Here is a 19,359-nt window from a genome sequence, read left to right as displayed (position 1 = left end):
CAATAAGGCAGGGCACCTTCTCTTCATTGGTGCCTTGCCTTCCTTGTTTTATTAGCACTCATCCCTTATTATGGCACTAGTTTTAAATTGGTTTCTTCCTGACAGCATATATAATCAAAAACCTCTTCGGAAGTATTACTTGTTTTTAAGATATGATAAAATTCCTCTTTTTCCAGCAATTGTACTAACTGTGAAAGTGCATTCAAATGAAATTCCTGATTAATGGCTGCCAAACAGAAGACAAATTGAACCGGTTTATTTGTATGTTTATCAAAGTACACTGGCTCATTCAATACAGCTATACTTATGGATAATTGATTTACGCCATCTACTGGTCTTGCATGGGGAAGCGCTACATTTGGCATGATGACCATATAAGGACCATCTTTCCTAGCATTTTCGATCATTTTCTGAATATAATTTTCTGTTATTCTTCTTTCTTGTAATAATGGTAAGGCAGATAAGGAAATGGCATCTTGCCAATTCTTTGCCAATACACGTAATTGAATAAGATTTGGGGAGATAATTTCACTTAAATTTGGTCCCTGCTCTTTTTTTAGCTCTACTTTCTCATTTACTGCAAAGTACTCGTATAATTCTCGCTTCATTTGCTCTTTTTCTTTCACTACAGCATACTTTTCCACAATTTGCGTAATTAATTCTACACTGGGCAATTTGAAAAAGGAATTCCCCAGCTCTGTATAAACATCTCTTACTAAACGATACTTTTCTGATATGTCCATAACAGGACTTACAATAAAAACAGGTTTTTTCGTATAAAACAAGCGAATATCTGGTACGGTAGAAAATAACAAATCATAATCAACGTCTATTTTATCCAGCTGTTGTGTTTCGATAGGAGCTAAAAAAGTGAACTCGGGAAAAATAGACTTTAAAACGGTATGCGTAATAGAGGAACTCCCAACTCCATTTGGACAAACAATCACACCTACTTTTTTATTTACCTTTCCCTCTTTTTCATTCCTGGATAAGGATGCAAAATGAATCGTCAAATAGGCTACTTCTTCTGCGGGAATAGGATGTTTAAATAGCACGCTAAGCGGCTTCATCGTTTCATTCACTATAGTAAATAGATGATTGTATTCCTCTATAATCTTCTCATACAATGGATTAACGATCGGCAAATGAAAAAGCAATCTATAATAGGCAGATCGGAAATGCCGGAAAATTTGCTTAGATACTTCTCTTGGATGTTCAAAGCGAATGCCGGAAAAAGATTCAAAACGCATGCGGATATGTTCAACCAAGTCCATAATAAGTGGAAAATCTTCGCGATATTCATCGGCCTCCCCTAATGTTAGACCTAGTACCCAGGCTGTTAAGTAGCAAATATTATCTTCCTTCTGCAAATGATAAAATGATAATAGCTCTTCTGCAAACTGATATTCTTTTGTAGATTTAACCGATTTCCATTCATGGATGAAGTTAACAGATTCCTTCGTTTTTAATCTTGTCTTTAAAAATAAAAAGGAATAAATAAATTCTGTTAACCTGTTCTCGATAAAATGAATCTTATGTTTATTCGAATAAAATAATACAATTTGCTTCATTTGCTCGTAGCTTTCAAGATGATTTTCTCGTAAAAAATAGCCAAATAATTTGGTGTTATTATTTGTATTTAATTCTTTTACTATTAACTTTAATCCTAAATAGCGTATCTCGCTCTCGGTTCCTACCAAATGATATCCCTGTTTCCGATTGTACCCCAAAGAAATTCCCCTATGCTGTAATTTTGCAGCTAAAGCTTTTAAATCTCCCATTATTGTTGTTTTGCCAACCTTTAAAGCATCAATGAAATGGTTTATCGACAGATACTCTATGTTTATGAAAAGATAAAGAAACATATATTGTATCCGTTCCTCACTACTTAACACATACTCATCAACTGGAATAGTATTTGATACCTCATTTATTAATAATTCCCTCGTTTCATAGTCAACAGAAATTTGGTTGTAGCTATTTATTTCGATTGGTTTTTTATGATGGGATGCTAACCAGCTATTTATTTTCTCTAGGCTATAATCAATTTGTCTTTGCGTTAATTTCGTTTGTTCTTGTAAGTTTTGCTTTTCTATAAATGGGCGTTCCATAATTTTTTGGATAATGAGGTATGATCGTTCATCTAGCAAATGACTTCACTCCATTTATTGATACATTTAATAATAGAAGAGAAATAGACTAATGATTGCTGCCTTATTTCTCATTAACTATTTCTCTTGCTTTATTCTCTATGTTTCACTTCTTGTTTCGATATTCTCTTAATTTTTCTACAAGTTCTCTAGCATTTTGTTCAATTTGTGATGATGTTCCTTTTGTTAACAAACTACCGATTCCTACACAGTCAATTCCATTTTCAAACCAATCTATGATATTATCTATCGTAACACCTCCAGAAGCCATTATAGGCATATAAGGAATCGGTGTTTTGAAAACTGTTCCAAGCTGGGATCCGTAATAATTAGAAATCGGGAATGCTTTAATCATGGAAGCACCTGATTCCATCGCATCCACCATCTCCGAAATGGTTGTACAGCCTGGAGCATAAGGTACTTGGTATCGATTGCATATTCTACTAACTTCTTCTTTGTAATTTGGTGCAATGATAAATTTCGCTCCAGCTAATATCGCTAATCTTGCTGTTTCTGTATCTAAGACTGTACCAGCCCCTACTAGTAAACGAGCACCATATTTCTCATTTAACCCCTTTATAATTTCCCCCGCATTTGGTAATGTGTAGCTAATTTCTAATACATCTACTCCTCCAGCTAAGCATCCATCTGCAATTTCATAGGCACGTTCTAATGTTTCTACCCTTACAATTGCCATAATTGCTGTATTTTCGATTCTATTAAGAATGTTATTTTTGTACATGAATAGCAGCCCCTTCATACGATAATTGATGATATTTTTGTAGATATGCTGCTATTACCGAGTTAATTTCTTCGATTACTTCACTTTTTGGTTCTAAGACTGGATACCTAGCTGGCCCAACTGGAATCTGCGCAAGCTCCATTGCCTTTTTTAAGATAGAAGGGGTGGAACCAAGTTTTAATACTCGACGCAGCTCCTCTAAACTTTGCTGTGCTTCTTCTGCTTCCTGTCTTTCGCCCTTTTGCCAATGCTTATAAATAGAGACATCTATATATGTTAATAGGTTCGCAGTTGCGGCAATTGCTCCTGTCGCTCCTTCATCTAAAGCTTTTAAAATTAAAGAATCAGACCCAGATAAAACAGAAAAGGCCTCTTCTTTTGTCACGCTAATATAGTTTTTAATATTTTCAATGTCCCCGCTGCTATCTTTAATTCCTACTATATTATCCACCTTAGCCAGTCGTGCTACTAATGGCGGGCTTAAGTGAATACCAGTATTTTTCGGAATATTATAGAGTAATATTGGAGTACTTACCGATTCAGCAATTTTTTTATAATGATGATATAATTCATCTTCTGTTAACGACAGAAAATATGGCGTAATGACAGAAAGTGCATCTGCTCCCAGCTTCTCCATTTCTTTTGATAGAGAAATGACTTCTGCTGTGCTATTCCCTCCAGTTCCTACAAAAATAGGAACGCGTTTATTTGTTTCATTAATGACAAGTGAGGCAAATTCGACTTTTTCCTCTCTTGATAAAACATGAAATTCTCCATTCGTACCTAAAATAAATAATCCAGCCACCTTTGAAAGGATTAAGCGATTTACTAGATTACGTGTTGCTTGTATATCTATCTTTTGCTCCTGATCAAAAGGGGTAACCATTGCCGTAATGATTCCACTAGGCCTCATTATCTTCACCTCTGTTAAACTATTTATTTTGCTGGCTATAGAAAGTTTCTTCCTCTATAGCCTTTTAAAATTTCCTATTATTTAATGGACTGTCCAAGGGTTCCACCAGGATGCCACTTTACATACGTTTGTGCATCCAAGCCTATCTCATTTTGAAGTAATACTGATAAGGTTTGCAGTACAAGCAGTTCAGCAACAACAGAAGCTCTAGGAGGCTTATTAAGACCATCCCCCTCCTTTGATACACCTGCAAAAATTGCAAAGTCGCTTTGCCGAGCAATCGAGGACTGCAGATTCCCTGTAATGGAAATGATAATTGCCCCATTTTCTCTTAAAGTGTGAATCGTCTTTTTTAATTCCTCTGTCTCTCCACTATTGGAAATGGCAATTACGACATCTCCTTCCACTACTTGACCTGACGAGCCATGAATTGCTTCTGTTCCATCTAAAAAGTAGGCTGGAGTTCCGGTAGAGGATAATAAAGATGCACTATAACGTGCAACATAGCTAGGTTTTCCAATACCTGTGAGATGTAATCGTTTTCCTTTTTTCCCAGCATTAATAATACAGGACTTTGCTTCTTCTAGATTAGCTATGGAAATATGGTTGATTAATTGATTCATCTCTTCTTGTATCGCTTCTAAATAGTTCTTCGCCTCACTCATTTCTTCTTTTCCTTTCCTCTTGATTTCTTTTTCCCCATAACTTAACTAAAACTTAGTGGAAAAAGCTTAAGAATTTATTGAGAAGCATACCAGTAATATTGTAGTCAATATTTGGAAAAGTTGACCCTTCAATATTCATACCAGCAAACACTGGATAGAGAACTGTTGGTAAGAGGGCTAGTAATAATCCAACCACAAATGATCCTGCAACTGCTCCTCTCCAGCCCCCTGTTGAGTTACCAAAAACCGCAGCCGTTCCTCCTGAGAAGAAAGCAATATGAGCAGCAGGTATAATAACAACTGGGAAATCAAAAAACACCATAATAAATACTGCCAAAAGTCCAGCTACATACGCAGACAGGAAACCAACAATTACTGCTGTTGGCGCAAATGGGAAGACAGTGGGAACATCTAGAGCCGGACGCGAATTTGGGATAAATTTCTCCGAGATAGACACAAAAGCTGCTGTAATTTCGGCCAAAAACATACGTACACCTGTCATTAAAATCGACATCCCTGCTGTGAACATAAATGCTTGGATTAAGGGGAAGACTAGCCAGTGGGTTGTACCAGCTAATTCTTGTGTAACATCTTTTCCCGCCTTTAGAGCAGAGACATAGAAAAGAATCAACATGATAACAGCCATTCCCATCAGAAAATCTCTAAAAAAAGATAACCAAGCAGGAAATTTAATTGATTCCGTGCTTTTCTCTTGATGCTTGCTGAATAACATTCCAATACTGCCTGATAAAGCATAGCCTAACATATTAAAATGCCCTATAGCAGTAGCATTGCTGCCTGTAATTTTCCGCATAAAGGGCTGACATAATTGCGGTAAAGCAGCTGAACAAAATCCTAAAATAACCCCGCCAACAAGGATTGAAATAGTATTTGAATACCCATAAGATTTAATAATGAGCGACAGTACACATGCAAAGAATAAACTATGCCCTCCTGTAAAAAAAATATTCTTCATAGGAGTTATTCTTGCAAAAACTAGATTCATTACAAACCCTAAAATCAATGTGCAGGATACAACAAACCCATACTCCGATTGTGCAAGGGCTGTTGCGGCTTCTGGAGATGCGACAACTCCAGTTAAATCAAAGCCATCTTGGAATAAGACATTAAAGTTTTTCAATGCAGCTGTCATCGTACTAGCACCTATTCCAAAGATCAAAAACCCAATCAGTGTTTTAAAGGTGCCAGTCATTACTTCTGTCATTGCCTTTTTTTGTGCCAGCAATCCAATCAATGCAACTAACGCTAGAATGATTGCAGGATTACTAAATAAACTAATTATGAATTGCATCATTTACTAACAGCTCCTTCTATTCAAATTTCCGTTTGCTGTAAAAATGCATTTAATTTTTCAAGAATTTCTTTTTTATCCACAATATTTGCAATACCAATAATATGCTGCTTTATTCCTTTATTACTCAATTCCTGTGCAACGTCGACAAGCGTGATTAATAATTCGCCATCAAACCCAGGCACTCCATCCAATGAGGAATGTTCGACTTGGATAGGCAGTTTATTTTCTTTCACAACCTCATTTACCTTTATCTTTAGCATCAAACTTGAACCAACACCTGCTCGACACGCTACTAATGCTTTATACATAGAAATCTCTCCCTTTTAAATTTTACTAATATATGAAAATATCTCTTTCGGACTACTGCTTGTATCTAACAGCTTAAAAAACTCCTCATTTTCCAAGAGCTTTACCAATTCTGCCAATGCTTCCAAATGACTATTACTATCTGTAGCACTTAAGCAGAATAAGTACTTAACAGGGTCATTTGCTTCATTTCCAAACCTAACAGGATATTCTAAAGTAGTAATCCCAATTGCTGTTTCCTTTGCCCCAAATTCTGCAGGAGCATGTGGTAAAGCTACATGCTTAGTAATGACAATATATGGTCCTATTGTTTTAGCAATTTCGATTATTTTATTGACATATTCTTTTGTTATTTTGTTTTTCATTACGAGAGGTAGTGTACCTTTTCTAATTGCTTCCTCCCAATTATCCACCCTCACATTTAATTGGATAAATTCTTCCTCTAAGATATTGCTTAACAATATCACTACCTCCTTTAAAGCCGTTTCCTTTTTTTCATTTCAGCCTTATTGTATTAACTCTCTTTTAAGCTATACATCCTCCATGTCTTTATTTTTTAAAGTGATCACCTTTAATTAAATTGTAGTTTGTAGCGCTTACTTCTTCAACGTTCATTGAGTTCTTATTTTGTTGGGAGCCTAAACAAATCATGAACCTAAATAAAATAGCTCCTGTAAAAGTGCTATTGTTTATCCATTATTTTTAAAGTGTGATTTCCATCACATTTTTGTTTTGATTATTTTGTTATACTTCCATTGAGAATTATTATCAGCAAAAGAGGTGTTATCGATTGGCTAAACTATTAGATTTAAATCTAACCATCTTAGAACTAACCACTACTTATCCAGAATTAGTCAGCGTTTTAAAAGACCTAGGCTTTGAAAAGATTACAGACCCTCGCATAATACAAACTGCCGGACGAATAATGACGATTCCAAAGGGATGCCGCATAAGAAAAATATCAATGGAAACAGTAAAGCAAACTTGTATAGATCATGGATTTACAATTATAGAAGAAGGATGAGACAACATATGATTGAATTAATAAACAATCGAGCAGAATTAAAAAAAGAAGCTTCTGAGCGCCAGCAGCTTTTAAAAGAAATTATTAAAGATTTACATGCTGGCAGGTCCGTGGAAGAAGTTAAAGCTCAATTCGAAAAAGCAGTTGGTAATATATCGGTATCGGAAATATCACAGCTTGAACAAGCATTAATGGAAGAGGAAGGTATCCCAGTTGAAGAGGTACAACGATTATGTTCTGTGCACACAGCAGTATTCAAAGGGTCCATTGATGATATTCATGCCTCCACTTCCCAAAAAGCTGAAGAAGAAGCTGGACATCCAATCCATACTTTTAAACTGGAAAATAAGGAAATTGATTTGTTGGTGAATTTCAAGCTTCAGCTTCATTATGAACGATTTGAAAAAGAAGATTCTCCAGACAATATCCAAAAACTTTCAGAAGACATACAATTATTAGTAGAAATCGATAAACACTATAGCCGCAAGGAAAATTTACTATTCCCCTTTCTTGAAAAATACGGTATATATGGACCAACCCAGGTAATGTGGGGAGTAGATGATCGAATTCGTGCAGCTATCAAATTAGCCAAGCAACAATTGGAAGACTATCATGGGGAAAAACAAGACATTCTGAATAATATTTACTTTATCATTCAAGAAGCTACTGAAATGATTTTTAAAGAAGAGAATATTCTCTTTCCAATGGCCCTAAGCACATTAACCGAAGATGAATGGATAAAAATTGCAGCGGAAAGCGAAGAAATTGGCTATTGTTTGATTAAACCGGTCGAAAAGTGGATTCCAAAGCGAGTTTCTATGCAAGAGACATCTGCTTTAGATAAGATTGAAAGTGGATTGATTCAATTTGAAACTGGAATTTTATCTGTCAAACAGCTAGAGCTGATGCTGAATCATTTGCCAGTGGATATCACCTTTATTGATAAAGACGATGTTGTACGTTACTTTTCCCATGGAAAAGAAAGAATTTTTGCCCGAACAAAAGCTGTCATTGGACGCACTGTCCAAAACTGTCATCCACCAAAAAGCGTGCATATAGTAGAAAAGTTATTAAATGACTTTAAATCAGGAAAAAAAGATAGTGAAGACTTTTGGATTAAATTCAAAGATAAATATGTATATATACGGTACTTTGCTGTAAGAAATGAACAAAGCGAATATATGGGAACACTGGAGTTCACGCAGAATATACATCCTATCCAAGCGATAGACGGAGAAAAAAGAATTCTTGATTGATCGTATAAAGGCTCTGATAAACTGTTTCAGAGCCTTTCCATTTAAAATTTCTTTTTCTCATCTTCTAAATATATAGTTTTTCTTATTCAAACGGAATTACAATTAAAAATGTCCCCTTATTCCTTGACGGTGGAAGCTTCGTAAATAGAGGTTACGGCTTCTTTTAAGCTTTGATTGAATTCTTCCTCTGATTGATTAACGTTTAATTCTTCGCTTAGAGCTCTCGAGAAACTTGCAATTATATTGTCATTTTCTTTTAATTTTTGATTTGCTTCTTCTCTGCTATATCCTCCGGAAAGGGCAACTACTCGAACCACTCGTGGATGGGTGGTTAATTCTTTATAAGTATTCGCAATAGCAGGAATCGATAGCTTTAACATGACATTTTCATTTTCGTTTAGGTCATTAAGATGCTTTAACAATTCTTCTTTCAAAATAGCCTCAGACTGTTCTCTATCCTGGCTATAAATATCTACTTCCGGTTCGATAATTGGTACTAATCCTGCTGCTATTATTTGTTTTCCTATTTCAAACTGTTGTTCCACAACTTCTTTAATTCCATCTCGATTAGCTTCCTTAATAACAGAACGCATTTTTGTGCCAAAAATATTACGTTCATTGGCACGTCGCAAAATTTCATCCAAGTCTGGGATTGGCTTCATTAGCTGAACTCCATTTGCTTGATCTGCTAATCCTTTATCAATTTTTAAAAAGGGAAGGATGTCTTTTTTCTGTGCTAAATAATCCGCCGTATACATACCTTCAATCTTGCTATCCATCGTTTGTTCAAATAAGATTGCTCCAAGAATATATTCAGAATTAAATGCTGGGGAAGTAATAATCCTTGTCCGCATTTTGTGTACTAGATTGAACATTTCCTCGTCATTCGTATAAGCACTTTCTGGCACTCCGTAATGAAGCAGCGCTTTTGGCGTACTGCCACCACTTTGGTCTAATGCAGCAATGAACCCTTTTTTCGTTTTCATTCTCTCTAATTGGCTGTTCATATTTTTATCCTCCTTTTCATTTGCACGTTCTACTTAAATTATTCACATTCGCAAGGGAGTTAAAACATTTCACTAGAAAAGAAAACGGAAATCACACTCATTTATTATGATTTTTTTTGTTTATATTTTTCATAAAATCGTTCTACTCTACCACCACGATCGGAGAATTTTTGACGTCCTGTATAAAAGGGATGTGTATCAGAACTGATTTCTACTTTTAGAAGCGGGTAGGTTTTTCCATCTTTCCAAACAATTTCTTCTTTTGATTGTTTAGTGGATCCAGATAAAAATTGGAATCCGCTATTAACATCCATAAAAACAACTTCTTGATAATTTGGATGTATTCCTTTTTTCATACTAATCATTCCTCCAATTTTTCTTATTACCAGCTAGATTTTTTCACACCAGGTATTTGTCCTTTATGCGCATACTCTCTAAATGCAATCCTAGACATTTTGAATTTTCTTAAATAACCTCTCGGCCTTCCTGTAGCTTCACATCTATTTTTTAACCTAGTAGGTGAGGAATCTCTCGGCAGTTTTCTTAATGCTTCAAAATCGCCCCTCTCCTTCAACTCTCTGCGAATTTCAGCGTATTTCTCCACTATTTCTCTTCTTTTTCTTTCTTTTACTACCTTTGATTTTTTTGCCAAGCTGTTTTTCCTCCTTTTCTACAAATCGTCACCATTACGATTTACCTAATCAAAATTTATTTACTTTATACTTTTCTTATATATTAAAACGAAATGATTACGATTTGCAAGTTTTCTGCTTCTGCGAAATCATCTTGCTGATAACTGCCAATAAAATGGATCTCTCAACTGCTGCCACTCTCCAAGAAACTCTTCTTCTGTTAATAAACATTCATCCAGTTCCTTTTTTATAAGCTCTACATTTAAATCCATTCCGATTAATACAAGTTTTGTATGTCTGTCTCCAAATTGAGGGTCCCAATTTCCGCGCAAACTAGGATTGACCTGCAAAATTTCCTCTTGCCTAACTTCTGGAAGTGCTGCAACCCAGTAAGAAATTGGCTCAATACTTACGGAAGGACCTGCCTGCGATAATAATAATGCTAAGTCATTCCTCGTCGCACACCATGCTATCCCTTTCGCCCGTACAATAGAGAGTGGCATAGAGTGGCACCAATCATTAAAACGTTCTGAATGAAATGGCTTTTTACTAGAATAAACAAACGAGCTAATTCCATATTCCTCTGTTTCTGGAGTATGCATGCTCGGACCCAAATTTAACTCTCTGAGCCAGCCTGCCGATTCACTAGCCCTGTCAAAGTCAAATAGATTCGTATCTAGTATTTCGTGCGGATCTATCTCGCTGTTCACTGTCCGAATAATTCTAGCAACTGGCTGCAACGTTCTAATTACCTTCTCTAATTTGTCCAAATCCTCCGCTTTTACTAAATCACATTTATTCAAGATGAGAACATCGCAAAATTCAATTTGGTCGATTAATAAATCAGCGACATTTCTGTCATCCTCTTCTCCCACTGCCTCTTTTCGATCAAGCAGTGAGTCTCCTGACTCATAATCATGCCAAAAGCGATTTGCATCTACGACCGTTACCATTGTATCCAGCTTGCAAAACTTTGTTAGGTCAATCCCCATCTCTTCGTCAATATAAGAAAAAGTCTGAGCAACCGGGATAGGCTCACTAATACCCGAGGATTCAATTAAAATATAATCAATATCCCCTTCTGTCGCCAGCCTTTCCACTTCAACAAGCAAATCTTCACGCAATGTACAGCAAATGCAGCCATTAGACATTTCTACAAGCTTCTCCTCTGTTCGGGAAAATCCACCTACCGTTTGCACTAATTCACTATCAATATTCACTTCACTCATGTCATTTACAATTACTGCAACCTTCAACCCATCTCGATTATGTAAAATATGATTCAGCAAAGTCGTCTTCCCTGCCCCTAAATAACCACTTAGCACCGTAACTGGTATTTTTTTCATTTTACCACTCCTCCATTTTATATAAATCGTAATCATTACGATTTATATAATAAACTCATTAATAAAAAAAAGCAAGGGTATCAAGGAAACGTTCTTCTGAGTCCCTTGCATTAAAAAAGCCCTCATTAGAATCGTCTCCTCTGATTCTCTTATTTTATCGCTAATCGAGTGACTGGTTCAAAGCCTTTAGTCTTTTTGAAATTCATTTTGTGTTCGAAAGTTTCTAAAGCGTCGGAGCAGTCGATATTAGCAAAATTTAATCTATTTAGTTTGCCTCTTTCTAATTTGACAGATAGAATGGTGATTTTCTCTATATATCCGGTTGCGGTATTTAAACGATTATCGACTGCATGGATATAGACTGTATGTAAGGGTAATAAAGCAAACATATCACGGGCAATTCGGATTACACAGCTGCATACGTAATCTTGTTGAATATCAAAGTATCTGCCCTTCGGCATTTGTTTTTTAGAAAGTTTCCCTGTTTTCGTTAAAGATAATTGTTCTTTCGGAACAACATCCTCTGTATTTACTTCAAATTCAATTTCCATTACTTTCGGGTCCTCGCAGCCAAATTCAAACCCGCTTCCAAATTCCGTTAAGTCGTCTAATGGAGCAAATTCTTCGATAACTTGAAAATATGTATCTATATCCCCTTCTAACACCTTTGTAGCAACCTGTACGTCTCGCTCCCAGGCAAGATATTCTTGTTTATCCTGTTCGCTTGCTGCTATCACTTCTTCTCGCAGCTTCTGTTCCGCAGCTTCTCGATTGAAAAGTTTAGAAAAAAGACTTGGTTTATAATTTTGCAGCTTCTGTAATGCCGCTTTTTCCTTTTCCCCCATTTCTCCACTTAGAAGTTGATAAGGTGCTTCTGAACCTCTTACTTTAATCCAATTAACAGGGTCATCTGCTTCTATATGAATGCTATGGATACGTTCAATTGTATTTTCATATGCCTCCACTGCAAGTCTTGCCTGCTCTAATTCATTTAGCTTTGCTATCTCTCGTTGTCTTCTATTTATATCAGTTTGTCTTTGATAGGCAGGCGATTTTCTACTTCTGCTTCCCGATCCTGACGTACTATAAGATAATCCTGTTCCTGGAATACTTGCTGTCACTCTACTGCCTGTCCGTGAGTTCACACTGTATCTTAACCCTTTTACACCAGCGCTTATGCCCACACTTTTTTTGCCCACATTTACACGAACACCAGGAGCTATTTTAAAACTCTTGCGAAAACCGTATCCCATACTTAACGCCCCCTCTTTTTCCATATTATAACATAATCACATGTAAACTTCGATTATAACTGATTAGACAATGTTAATGATTTATGCTTCCAATAGAAAGAATCCTCCTCACGCCTGAATGGGGGATTCTTCCTATCTAACTTCTAGTTATGTATAAAGATAGATAACTATCAACTAATTAAAATTCCTTTGATGATAAAGGTAAGAACAGTTTAACACCGCGCTTATTAACTGGCAGTATTTTTAAATCAGCTAGTAGATGACTTATGTATCCGCCTATACAAGTGTAAAACAATCCATTAATATCGAGTGATGTCTCTAAATCAGCTGCAATAATTCCAAAAAAGATCACCCCTAAGATGGAGTGTGTATAACTTCGGTGGGAAGTAAAAGATGCAATCATGATATAAATTCCCAGCAGAATAATCCAGCGCTCTTCTAGAGATATTCCTCCCATCAGAACAGCGATACCAGTGATAGTAAGCATATGTTTTTGTTTAATCAAAGATGCAATAAATAAAATCAGTATACCGATTCCGACACCCATCCACCTCTCTAAAGCCGTTCTATCAAAGAAGCTATATAGAATCATCATTATTCCGATGACTTGGGCAGATAGTTGAATCATTTGATGGGGCAAAGTAATTTTCCCTCTAAGTTTCCCATCAATATCAAGATCGGGAATTAATCCAGACACTGCTCCTAAAGAAACAAACAAGAGTGTCTCTGATGGTGTGGATTGCACCGTATTAGCAACAATAAATCCAGTCGCTGATCCAATTACAGCATGTGATGTTCCATTCAAGTTGATTACCCCTCTAACATTTAATAGTTTTGCAACATTACTATTCTACACCAAAACATTTGTTCTGTTTAGTATTAATTTCATTTACAGAAAATAGATAATGTCTATTAAACTAAAAACTAGTTAATGGTAAAATAATGGTAACGCAGAAAATTAAAGTAGGTGTATGAGAATAATGTTTTTCAGAAAAATGTCTAACAGTGAAGCGGCTAATTGGCGAAAAGGAGCAATAGCCGGGTTCTACATCTATTTATTATTGTTATTTATCAACTGTACCAGCTCCCTGTTTTTCAAGAAGGAGCCTTTTAGCACAACCGTCATTTTTTGGTCAGGATTGCTAGTTGCTTTCGGTTTAGATTTCATCTTAAATTTACTGACTAAGAAAAACAAATAGTGCATAAGTCAGCATTAATAGATTCTTTCATTCACTTATGTTACACTCACTTCAAAAGGTGGTTTTGTTGATATGCAGCAATTACAATTTGAAGCTTCCTGGGATAAACAATTAGCACCTCAGGATCGAATAAATATAGAAAAAATCTTCCGAGAAACTAAGGATTTAACAAGTTTAAACATCCTTTTCTCCCCTATCCGAGAAGCATTTAATCACAAAGAAGCATTGCTTGTTTCTGTATTGGTTCATAATTTCGCAGATAGTCCACTGGTATTCCATGATACTAAATTGGCTTATTCTATTAACGGAGATATCATTGCTGAAAGGACTTTCACCCTTCCAAATTTTGTTATTCCAGCCCATACAAGTATGCCTTGGACGTTTATTTTCCCCAAAGGTTCTTATCAAATGAGCTCTTCTTTTAAGAATGGAACAATAAAGTTCAGCTAGGTGCTAAACTATAATCATTCATACGAAATGGAGGTTAACACTAAATCGTTAGCCCCCATTTTTGCTACTTTATCCCCTATAAGCAGATTAATCGTTTCAATGCTTTAAAGACGCTAATCCCAATCTATGTCATAGTGCGCTGTAATTCCATCTATCTTGTTGCGATACTTTAAAGTGGCTAGGCAAGTATCAGTCTGCCAGCCTCGAAACATGGGCAAACGATTGTCTGTGATTAAACTAACAGCACTTTTTCTAATGAAAAATAGCCAAAAAGCTTCTATTCTAGCTTTTTTTGGCTACTTAAAATTATTTAGACTTTTTTCGTTTACCCATGGTTACTTGTTTCAGCATTGATCGCAATCGGTGTAACTGCTGTCGACTGATCAACGAAAATAAACCCATCATAACGTTCAGAAACTTTCGTCGGGACATAATTTCCATACTGTTCATATGCTGCATCATAAATAACTCCGATTGCGCGATGACCGATTATTTGGTTAAAAAAACGGCGGTTATCTTCCGTAAAGATGAATGTTTGATTAAAAGAGCCAACCCGATGAAGCTGCTCTTCCCAGCTGTTCTTTTGGGCTTCGGGTATATTCATTATTTTATAAGGATCTCCCCATTTCTCCGCTGCAATGACAGTCCCTTTATATGTACCAAAACCAATAGCATATACATTTTGCGACCCAAACTTTTCCCTTGTTATTTGTCCAACATTTACTATGCCTTCTTGCTCCATACTAGTTGCTCTCGCATCACCAATATGCGTATTATGTTCCCAAACAATTCCCTTCGCTTCCTCCCCATAAAAATGACGGATGATTTCTAAAGCTTCCACCATATGATGATCACGAATATTCCAAGATTCTGTATCATCTGTAAGCATTGTTTTATAATAGGATTCTGCATTTTTCGATACGATTCCGTTCATTTGCAAATTAAGGTAGTTTTCCCTATTCTCCTCCAAATACTGCTTTCTTTTTGACATAATGGAATGTAAAAGCTCTAGTACTTCCTCCCGACAGCTTTCTCCTAAAAATGCTGCAGACATGCCATATTGCTCTGTCCGCTTATTATATGGTTGAAAACAAGTAATGGCCTGCATTGCCTTTTCAAGATCTGGAGAATTTATTTTTTGCAAATAGGCAATAATCGCTTCCATCGATTCCCATAAGCTATAAACATCAATCCCATAAAAACCAACCTTTTCTTCTTCCTGCTTCGATTGGTTATGTTCTTTCAGCCACTCAATAAGCGGAATAATTTCTTCATTTGCCCACATCCACGTCGGCCATCGCTGGAATTGTGAGAGCACCTCCCTGGCATCGGTATAATTAGATCTTCCCTTGATGTATCGGTTCACCTCATAGCAGGAAGGCCAATCTCCTTCCACAGCAATAAAGGAAAAACCATACTCACTAATCAACTTCTTGCTTATCTCTGCTCGAATCGTATAAAATTCTGCCGTACCATGGGTGGCTTCTCCTAATAATGCATATTTTGCCTTACTTGCTTTTTTGATTTAGTGCCGCAAATCTTCTATATTCTTAAATGGTTGACTATATTGTTGAATAGGCTGAAGCATTTCATTTATTTTTGTAACCACTTTTTTGCACATCCTTTAAAATACGATTTTTCCCACCTTTTATTTTGTTCCGAAAATAATACGTTATACACATTTAAACTTATGCCGAAAAAATATAAAAAAGCTATCTCTTTTTCCAACGAGATAGCCAATTTGTGATATCATACACATAAACAAATAAATTTAAGCCTCTTTTTTAAAAGATTTAACCACTGCTTTTGTCTTCTCTGATATATGATACCAATAAGCAGCTCCTACAAAAACAGCTCCACCGATAATATTCCCAATTGTAACTGGCAGTAAATTAGCAATTAGTCCGCCGATCGATACGGTTTCAGGATGAGGTATGATGAGTGCAATAGACAACAAGGTCATATTGGCGACACTATGTTCAAAGCCTGATGTAATAAAGGCAAACAGACACCAAAAGATCATAATTAATTTCGCTGTTTCATCCTTTAATTTTACGGAACACCAAACTGCTAAACAAACGAGAATATTACAGAGAATCCCTCGAATCAATAATTCCATAAAAGGAGCATTCATTTTTGCTGCCGCTCCGTTTGTTATAAATTCTGCTACCCCTCCAATTGCCAAACCAGAATAACTAAATAATAATGCAACGATAATAGAGCCGATAAAGTTGCCGATATAGCTGTATCCCCACACTTTTCCGGTATCCTTCCATGTGACTTTATTCTCCAGCATGCCTATTGTCATTACCATATTATTACCGGTAAATAAGTCAGCCCCTGCCATAATAACTAAACTCAATGCAATCCCAAAGGAGACTCCCATGACAATTTTGGTACCTGCAAATCCGGTCGCACCAAGTAAGCCGCCAATTGTAAAAATAAGAATAATTCCTAATCCAACAAAAAAACCAGCAAGCATTGAACCAACTAAATACTTCTTTTTACTTGTATTTAAAGCATTGCTTTTCATTAATGCCGTATTACTAAATGCAGTAATAACCTCTTTCATAACGACACTCCTCTACCTTTTTGTTTTATATTGTAAGGCTCATGAATTGCTCTTCCATTCTTTCCAGCAAAACTTCCTTCATCAAATGGTCGTATTTTAAAGGCTGACAAACAATCACTTCTTTGTCGCTGTTTTCTATCTTGCTTTCGATTCTTTTTAATAACCTTCCTGTAAAAAGTAAATAAGGGACAATATAAATCTTGTTATATGCTAATTGAAGCATTTGTAGTTCCTCATCAAAGTCTGGCTTTCCTGCTGTTAAAAATGCAGGATATACAGAGCAAGCTAATTGTTTTTGTATATGCTCACTTATTCTCTTCAGCTTCCCAATTGGTTCGGGATCACTGCTGCCCCTCCCGACTAATAGAATTACTCCATCATGATCCCATCCTTTTTCATAGATTCTTTTCCTAACTAAGTTCATCATTTTGGGATGGACATCAAATGGTTTAGAAACAGAAAATCGTACTTCTGGAAACCTTTCTTTCACTGCCAGTAATTCTTCTGGTATATCTCTTTTAAAATGAGCTGCTGAAAATAATAGAACAGGTACGACGAGAATATCCCTTGCTCCAGCCCGGATTACTTTTTCCATCGTTTCATCAATAGATGGTGACGCTAATTCTAAGAAAGCAATTTCTTGAACAGGAATATTTATTTCTTTTTTTGCTTCTTCGATAAATGCGATGAATTGTTTATTACCTTCAATTATACGGCTGCCATGGCCAATATACACAACTGCATCCATCAGCTTCCACACTTCCATTTCTGATTATCTAATACTTGCTGTACCTGTTCATCTATATGATTAAATCCCTGCTTAACAGCATACTCCTGCACCGATTGGCCGATTGCCGCGAATGACAATTCCATCGGATTCTGCGTGCTAAATTTACGCCATTCTTGTAAAAATAAATCAATAGACCGTTTATTGGGAAAAATAACCGTTTCCCATTGGTTTTCTGTCAACAAGCGTTCATTTACTTCTTGAAAACGTTCATCTATTTCAATAGTATGGCTAGGTAGTGCTAGTAAATTATCGGAGAAGGCTTGTTTCTCGATTGCTTGTTCATTTCCTATTAAAATAGCACTTCTTTTGTCATACGATGCCTTTAGACTGTGTATGCCTCTTTTTTCTAATTCCTTGCGTGTTTTATCAGACAGATGTTCTATTTGTCGAGGAAGATCCCTCACATCATAATTTGCTTTAAACAGCTGGGTAAACACAAGTTCTACTCCTTCTACGGAAGCAAAAATCAGTCTTTCCGCATTTACTATCAATTGCAGCTCCTCCGCTGTATAGGAATGAGGGTTAGATTTTATGGTAGGGAAGGCATAAGCTTCTGCACCATTTTTAGAAAAATATCTTTCTAGCACACTTTCTTCTGATGAGCTTTTTGCAATCAATAGCTTCTTTTGATAAAAGGATTTTTTCTCGAACCATGCAATAGACGATCTTAACTGGACAACATCACCAATTATTGTTAGTGCTGGGTTTCCAAGCTTTGCTTCCTTTACCTTTTCTACTATTGTTTCTAAGGTTCCTTCGACTACTCGTTGTTTTCCCAGAGTGGCCCACTCAATAACAGCTGCTTTTGTGTCACTAGCCTTGCCTTGAGCTATTAAGCTTTCACAAATTCCCGGTAAGCCTTTCACCCCCATATAATAAGCAAGTGTATCTCCTATCGCTTCTTGCTTAGGCTTATGATGAATGGCAGCTTCATTTTTCTTACAAGCATGGCCTGTTCGTATCGTAAAGCTAGTACTATAATCTCGGTGTGTTACCGGAATACCGGCATAAGCACTTGCTGCAATGCTTGACGTCACACCAGGTACTATGTCAAAAGGAATATCATATGCTGCTATTGCTTCTGCTTCTTCCCCGACTCTTCCAAAAACAGAAGGATCTCCTCCTTTTAACCGCACAACATACTTTCCTTTTAAAGCTTCTGCTACTAATGTTTCGTTAATCTTTTCTTGTCTCATAATGTGATTATTTGGCAATTTTCCACAATAGATAAACACACAATCTTTGCTTGTAAAACGTAATAAGCGTGGATTGGCAAGTCGATCATACAAGACAATATCTGCTTTTTTTAAACATTCTATCCCCTTAGTTGTAATTAAACCAATATCCCCAGGCCCTGCTCCAACAAATGCTACATACCCCTTGTTCGTATTCATCTCTTACACCATTATATAAATATAATTATCTTTTATTTGTGTTTCATAAACCTCTACACAGCCATCATCTGGTTTTTGAACTTCTCCTGTGACTAAAGAAATTTTCCAATCATGCAATGGACAGAAAACAAATTCACCTGATACAATTCCTTCTGCCAATGGACCATTTTGATGGGGACAGTTATTCGCAATAGCTCTAACCTCTCCATTAGATAGATGAAATAAAGCAATTGATTTTCCTTTTAAATGAACCTCTTTACCAATTTGTTTAGGTAAATCAGCAAGTTTCATAATCTTATTCCATTCTAAAGTTGCCGTCATCTTGTATTCCCTCCATTTTTGTTC

At 36.2% G+C, this 19,359-nt stretch carries 21 protein-coding genes; 3 read left to right on the top strand and 18 right to left on the bottom strand.

What is annotated here, in order from left to right; translation table 11 throughout:
* Window positions 1–68 precede the first annotated feature (68 nt).
* The 7 genes from MHH96_RS12945 to MHH96_RS12915 all read right to left on the bottom strand — a co-directional run bounded on the left by MHH96_RS12945 (window position 69) and on the right by MHH96_RS12915 (window position 6,558).
* Window positions 69–2,150, bottom strand: a complete 2,082-nt coding sequence (locus tag MHH96_RS12945; RefSeq protein WP_328283131.1) for a BglG family transcription antiterminator — start codon at window positions 2,148–2,150, stop codon at window positions 69–71.
* Between the two features lie 106 nt (window positions 2,151–2,256).
* A complete protein-coding gene (locus tag MHH96_RS12940; protein ID WP_047941468.1) occupies window positions 2,257–2,892 on the bottom strand; it encodes a ketohydroxyglutarate aldolase in 636 nt (211 codons plus the stop codon).
* Window positions 2,879–3,805 (bottom strand): 4-hydroxy-tetrahydrodipicolinate synthase, encoded by a 927-nt coding sequence (gene dapA, locus MHH96_RS12935; protein WP_047941467.1) that lies wholly within the window; start codon window positions 3,803–3,805, stop codon window positions 2,879–2,881. Before dapA ends, MHH96_RS12940 begins: the two co-directional genes overlap by 14 nt.
* 77 nt (window positions 3,806–3,882) lie before the next feature.
* The gene (locus tag MHH96_RS12930) at window positions 3,883–4,470 is read right to left on the bottom strand and encodes an SIS domain-containing protein (protein ID WP_328283133.1); all 588 of its coding nucleotides are present in this window, start codon (window positions 4,468–4,470) and stop codon (window positions 3,883–3,885) included.
* A gap of 52 nt (window positions 4,471–4,522) precedes the next feature.
* On the bottom strand, window positions 4,523–5,785 hold the full coding sequence (locus MHH96_RS12925) for a PTS ascorbate transporter subunit IIC (protein ID WP_235844517.1): 1,263 nt from the start codon (window positions 5,783–5,785) through the stop codon (window positions 4,523–4,525).
* Window positions 5,786–5,805: 20 nt separating this feature from the next.
* Window positions 5,806–6,093, bottom strand: coding sequence for a PTS sugar transporter subunit IIB (locus MHH96_RS12920; RefSeq protein ID WP_047941465.1), 288 nt, complete (start codon window positions 6,091–6,093; stop codon window positions 5,806–5,808).
* Between the two features lie 15 nt (window positions 6,094–6,108).
* The gene (locus MHH96_RS12915; RefSeq protein WP_235850318.1) at window positions 6,109–6,558 is read right to left on the bottom strand and encodes a PTS sugar transporter subunit IIA; all 450 of its coding nucleotides are present in this window, start codon (window positions 6,556–6,558) and stop codon (window positions 6,109–6,111) included.
* A 323-nt stretch (window positions 6,559–6,881) separates the two neighbouring features.
* Here MHH96_RS12915 and MHH96_RS12910 point away from each other — a divergent pair, with 323 nt between their 5' ends.
* Window positions 6,882–7,115: a DUF1858 domain-containing protein gene (locus MHH96_RS12910; protein ID WP_047941463.1), complete on the top strand. Its 234-nt coding sequence runs from the start codon at window positions 6,882–6,884 to the stop codon at window positions 7,113–7,115.
* A gap of 8 nt (window positions 7,116–7,123) precedes the next feature.
* Window positions 7,124–8,371 carry a DUF438 domain-containing protein gene (locus MHH96_RS12905; protein ID WP_341117533.1) on the top strand — a complete coding sequence of 416 codons (1,248 nt, stop codon included), beginning with the start codon at window positions 7,124–7,126 and terminating at the stop codon, window positions 8,369–8,371.
* Between the two features lie 116 nt (window positions 8,372–8,487).
* On the opposite strand, the gene MHH96_RS12900 is transcribed toward MHH96_RS12905, so the two are convergent.
* From MHH96_RS12900 to MHH96_RS12875, 6 genes are all read right to left on the bottom strand, one after another.
* The gene (locus MHH96_RS12900; protein WP_047941461.1) at window positions 8,488–9,378 is read right to left on the bottom strand and encodes a fructose bisphosphate aldolase; all 891 of its coding nucleotides are present in this window, start codon (window positions 9,376–9,378) and stop codon (window positions 8,488–8,490) included.
* A 104-nt stretch (window positions 9,379–9,482) separates the two neighbouring features.
* Entirely contained in the window at window positions 9,483–9,734 is a 252-nt protein-coding gene (locus MHH96_RS12895) for a type B 50S ribosomal protein L31 (RefSeq protein WP_047941460.1), read from the bottom strand.
* A gap of 26 nt (window positions 9,735–9,760) precedes the next feature.
* On the bottom strand, window positions 9,761–10,030 hold the full coding sequence (rpsN, locus tag MHH96_RS12890) for a 30S ribosomal protein S14 (RefSeq protein WP_095320319.1): 270 nt from the start codon (window positions 10,028–10,030) through the stop codon (window positions 9,761–9,763).
* A gap of 129 nt (window positions 10,031–10,159) precedes the next feature.
* Complete coding sequence (locus MHH96_RS12885; protein WP_341117531.1) at window positions 10,160–11,356, bottom strand: GTP-binding protein; 1,197 nt, start codon at window positions 11,354–11,356, stop codon at window positions 10,160–10,162.
* Between the two features lie 149 nt (window positions 11,357–11,505).
* Window positions 11,506–12,609, bottom strand: a complete 1,104-nt coding sequence (locus MHH96_RS12880; protein WP_047941457.1) for a DUF4236 domain-containing protein — start codon at window positions 12,607–12,609, stop codon at window positions 11,506–11,508.
* Between the two features lie 178 nt (window positions 12,610–12,787).
* The gene (locus MHH96_RS12875; RefSeq protein WP_047941456.1) at window positions 12,788–13,414 is read right to left on the bottom strand and encodes a metal-dependent hydrolase; all 627 of its coding nucleotides are present in this window, start codon (window positions 13,412–13,414) and stop codon (window positions 12,788–12,790) included.
* 466 nt (window positions 13,415–13,880) lie between these two features.
* Between MHH96_RS12875 and MHH96_RS12870 the strand changes: the two genes are divergently transcribed.
* On the top strand, window positions 13,881–14,258 hold the full coding sequence (locus tag MHH96_RS12870) for an SLAP domain-containing protein (RefSeq protein ID WP_172865105.1): 378 nt from the start codon (window positions 13,881–13,883) through the stop codon (window positions 14,256–14,258).
* 325 nt (window positions 14,259–14,583) lie between these two features.
* On the opposite strand, the gene MHH96_RS12865 is transcribed toward MHH96_RS12870, so the two are convergent.
* From MHH96_RS12865 to nirD, 5 genes are all read right to left on the bottom strand, one after another.
* The gene (locus MHH96_RS12865) at window positions 14,584–15,687 is read right to left on the bottom strand and encodes an erythromycin esterase family protein (RefSeq protein ID WP_341117528.1); all 1,104 of its coding nucleotides are present in this window, start codon (window positions 15,685–15,687) and stop codon (window positions 14,584–14,586) included.
* Window positions 15,688–16,029: 342 nt separating this feature from the next.
* On the bottom strand, window positions 16,030–16,830 hold the full coding sequence (locus MHH96_RS12860; RefSeq protein ID WP_061800207.1) for a formate/nitrite transporter family protein: 801 nt from the start codon (window positions 16,828–16,830) through the stop codon (window positions 16,030–16,032).
* A 25-nt stretch (window positions 16,831–16,855) separates the two neighbouring features.
* Window positions 16,856–17,596 carry a sirohydrochlorin chelatase gene (locus MHH96_RS12855; RefSeq protein WP_341117527.1) on the bottom strand — a complete coding sequence of 247 codons (741 nt, stop codon included), beginning with the start codon at window positions 17,594–17,596 and terminating at the stop codon, window positions 16,856–16,858.
* Window positions 17,578–19,014 (bottom strand): uroporphyrinogen-III C-methyltransferase, encoded by a 1,437-nt coding sequence (cobA, locus tag MHH96_RS12850; protein ID WP_341117526.1) that lies wholly within the window; start codon window positions 19,012–19,014, stop codon window positions 17,578–17,580. The genes MHH96_RS12855 and cobA overlap by 19 nt, the downstream gene beginning before the upstream one ends.
* A 3-nt stretch (window positions 19,015–19,017) precedes the next feature.
* Window positions 19,018–19,335 (bottom strand): nitrite reductase small subunit NirD, encoded by a 318-nt coding sequence (gene nirD / locus MHH96_RS12845; protein WP_061800223.1) that lies wholly within the window; start codon window positions 19,333–19,335, stop codon window positions 19,018–19,020.
* Window positions 19,336–19,359 lie beyond the last annotated feature (24 nt).

The organism is Niallia sp. FSL K6-0212 (assembly GCF_038007605.1).
Taxonomy (GTDB): Bacteria; Bacillota; Bacilli; order Bacillales; family Cytobacillaceae; genus Niallia; species Niallia circulans.
This window is presented reverse-complemented; position numbering and strand designations above follow the sequence as displayed.

Coding starts and splice junctions, on each gene's coding strand:
- MHH96_RS12860 (WP_061800207.1), bottom strand. CDS start 16,830: ATGAAAGAGGTTATTACTGCATTTAGTAATACGGCATTAATGAAAAGC.
- MHH96_RS12900 (WP_047941461.1), bottom strand. CDS start 9,378: ATGAACAGCCAATTAGAGAGAATGAAAACGAAAAAAGGGTTCATTGCT.
- MHH96_RS12880 (WP_047941457.1), bottom strand. CDS start 12,609: ATGGGATACGGTTTTCGCAAGAGTTTTAAAATAGCTCCTGGTGTTCGT.
- MHH96_RS12925 (WP_235844517.1), bottom strand. CDS start 5,785: ATGATGCAATTCATAATTAGTTTATTTAGTAATCCTGCAATCATTCTA.
- cobA (WP_341117526.1), bottom strand. CDS start 19,014: ATGAATACGAACAAGGGGTATGTAGCATTTGTTGGAGCAGGGCCTGGG.
- nirD (WP_061800223.1), bottom strand. CDS start 19,335: ATGACGGCAACTTTAGAATGGAATAAGATTATGAAACTTGCTGATTTA.
- MHH96_RS12920 (WP_047941465.1), bottom strand. CDS start 6,093: ATGTATAAAGCATTAGTAGCGTGTCGAGCAGGTGTTGGTTCAAGTTTG.
- MHH96_RS12855 (WP_341117527.1), bottom strand. CDS start 17,596: ATGGAAGTGTGGAAGCTGATGGATGCAGTTGTGTATATTGGCCATGGC.
- MHH96_RS12870 (WP_172865105.1), top strand. CDS start 13,881: ATGCAGCAATTACAATTTGAAGCTTCCTGGGATAAACAATTAGCACCT.
- dapA (WP_047941467.1), bottom strand. CDS start 3,805: ATGAGGCCTAGTGGAATCATTACGGCAATGGTTACCCCTTTTGATCAG.
- MHH96_RS12940 (WP_047941468.1), bottom strand. CDS start 2,892: ATGTACAAAAATAACATTCTTAATAGAATCGAAAATACAGCAATTATG.
- MHH96_RS12905 (WP_341117533.1), top strand. CDS start 7,124: ATGATTGAATTAATAAACAATCGAGCAGAATTAAAAAAAGAAGCTTCT.
- MHH96_RS12930 (WP_328283133.1), bottom strand. CDS start 4,470: ATGAGTGAGGCGAAGAACTATTTAGAAGCGATACAAGAAGAGATGAAT.
- MHH96_RS12885 (WP_341117531.1), bottom strand. CDS start 11,356: ATGAAAAAAATACCAGTTACGGTGCTAAGTGGTTATTTAGGGGCAGGG.
- MHH96_RS12895 (WP_047941460.1), bottom strand. CDS start 9,734: ATGAAAAAAGGAATACATCCAAATTATCAAGAAGTTGTTTTTATGGAT.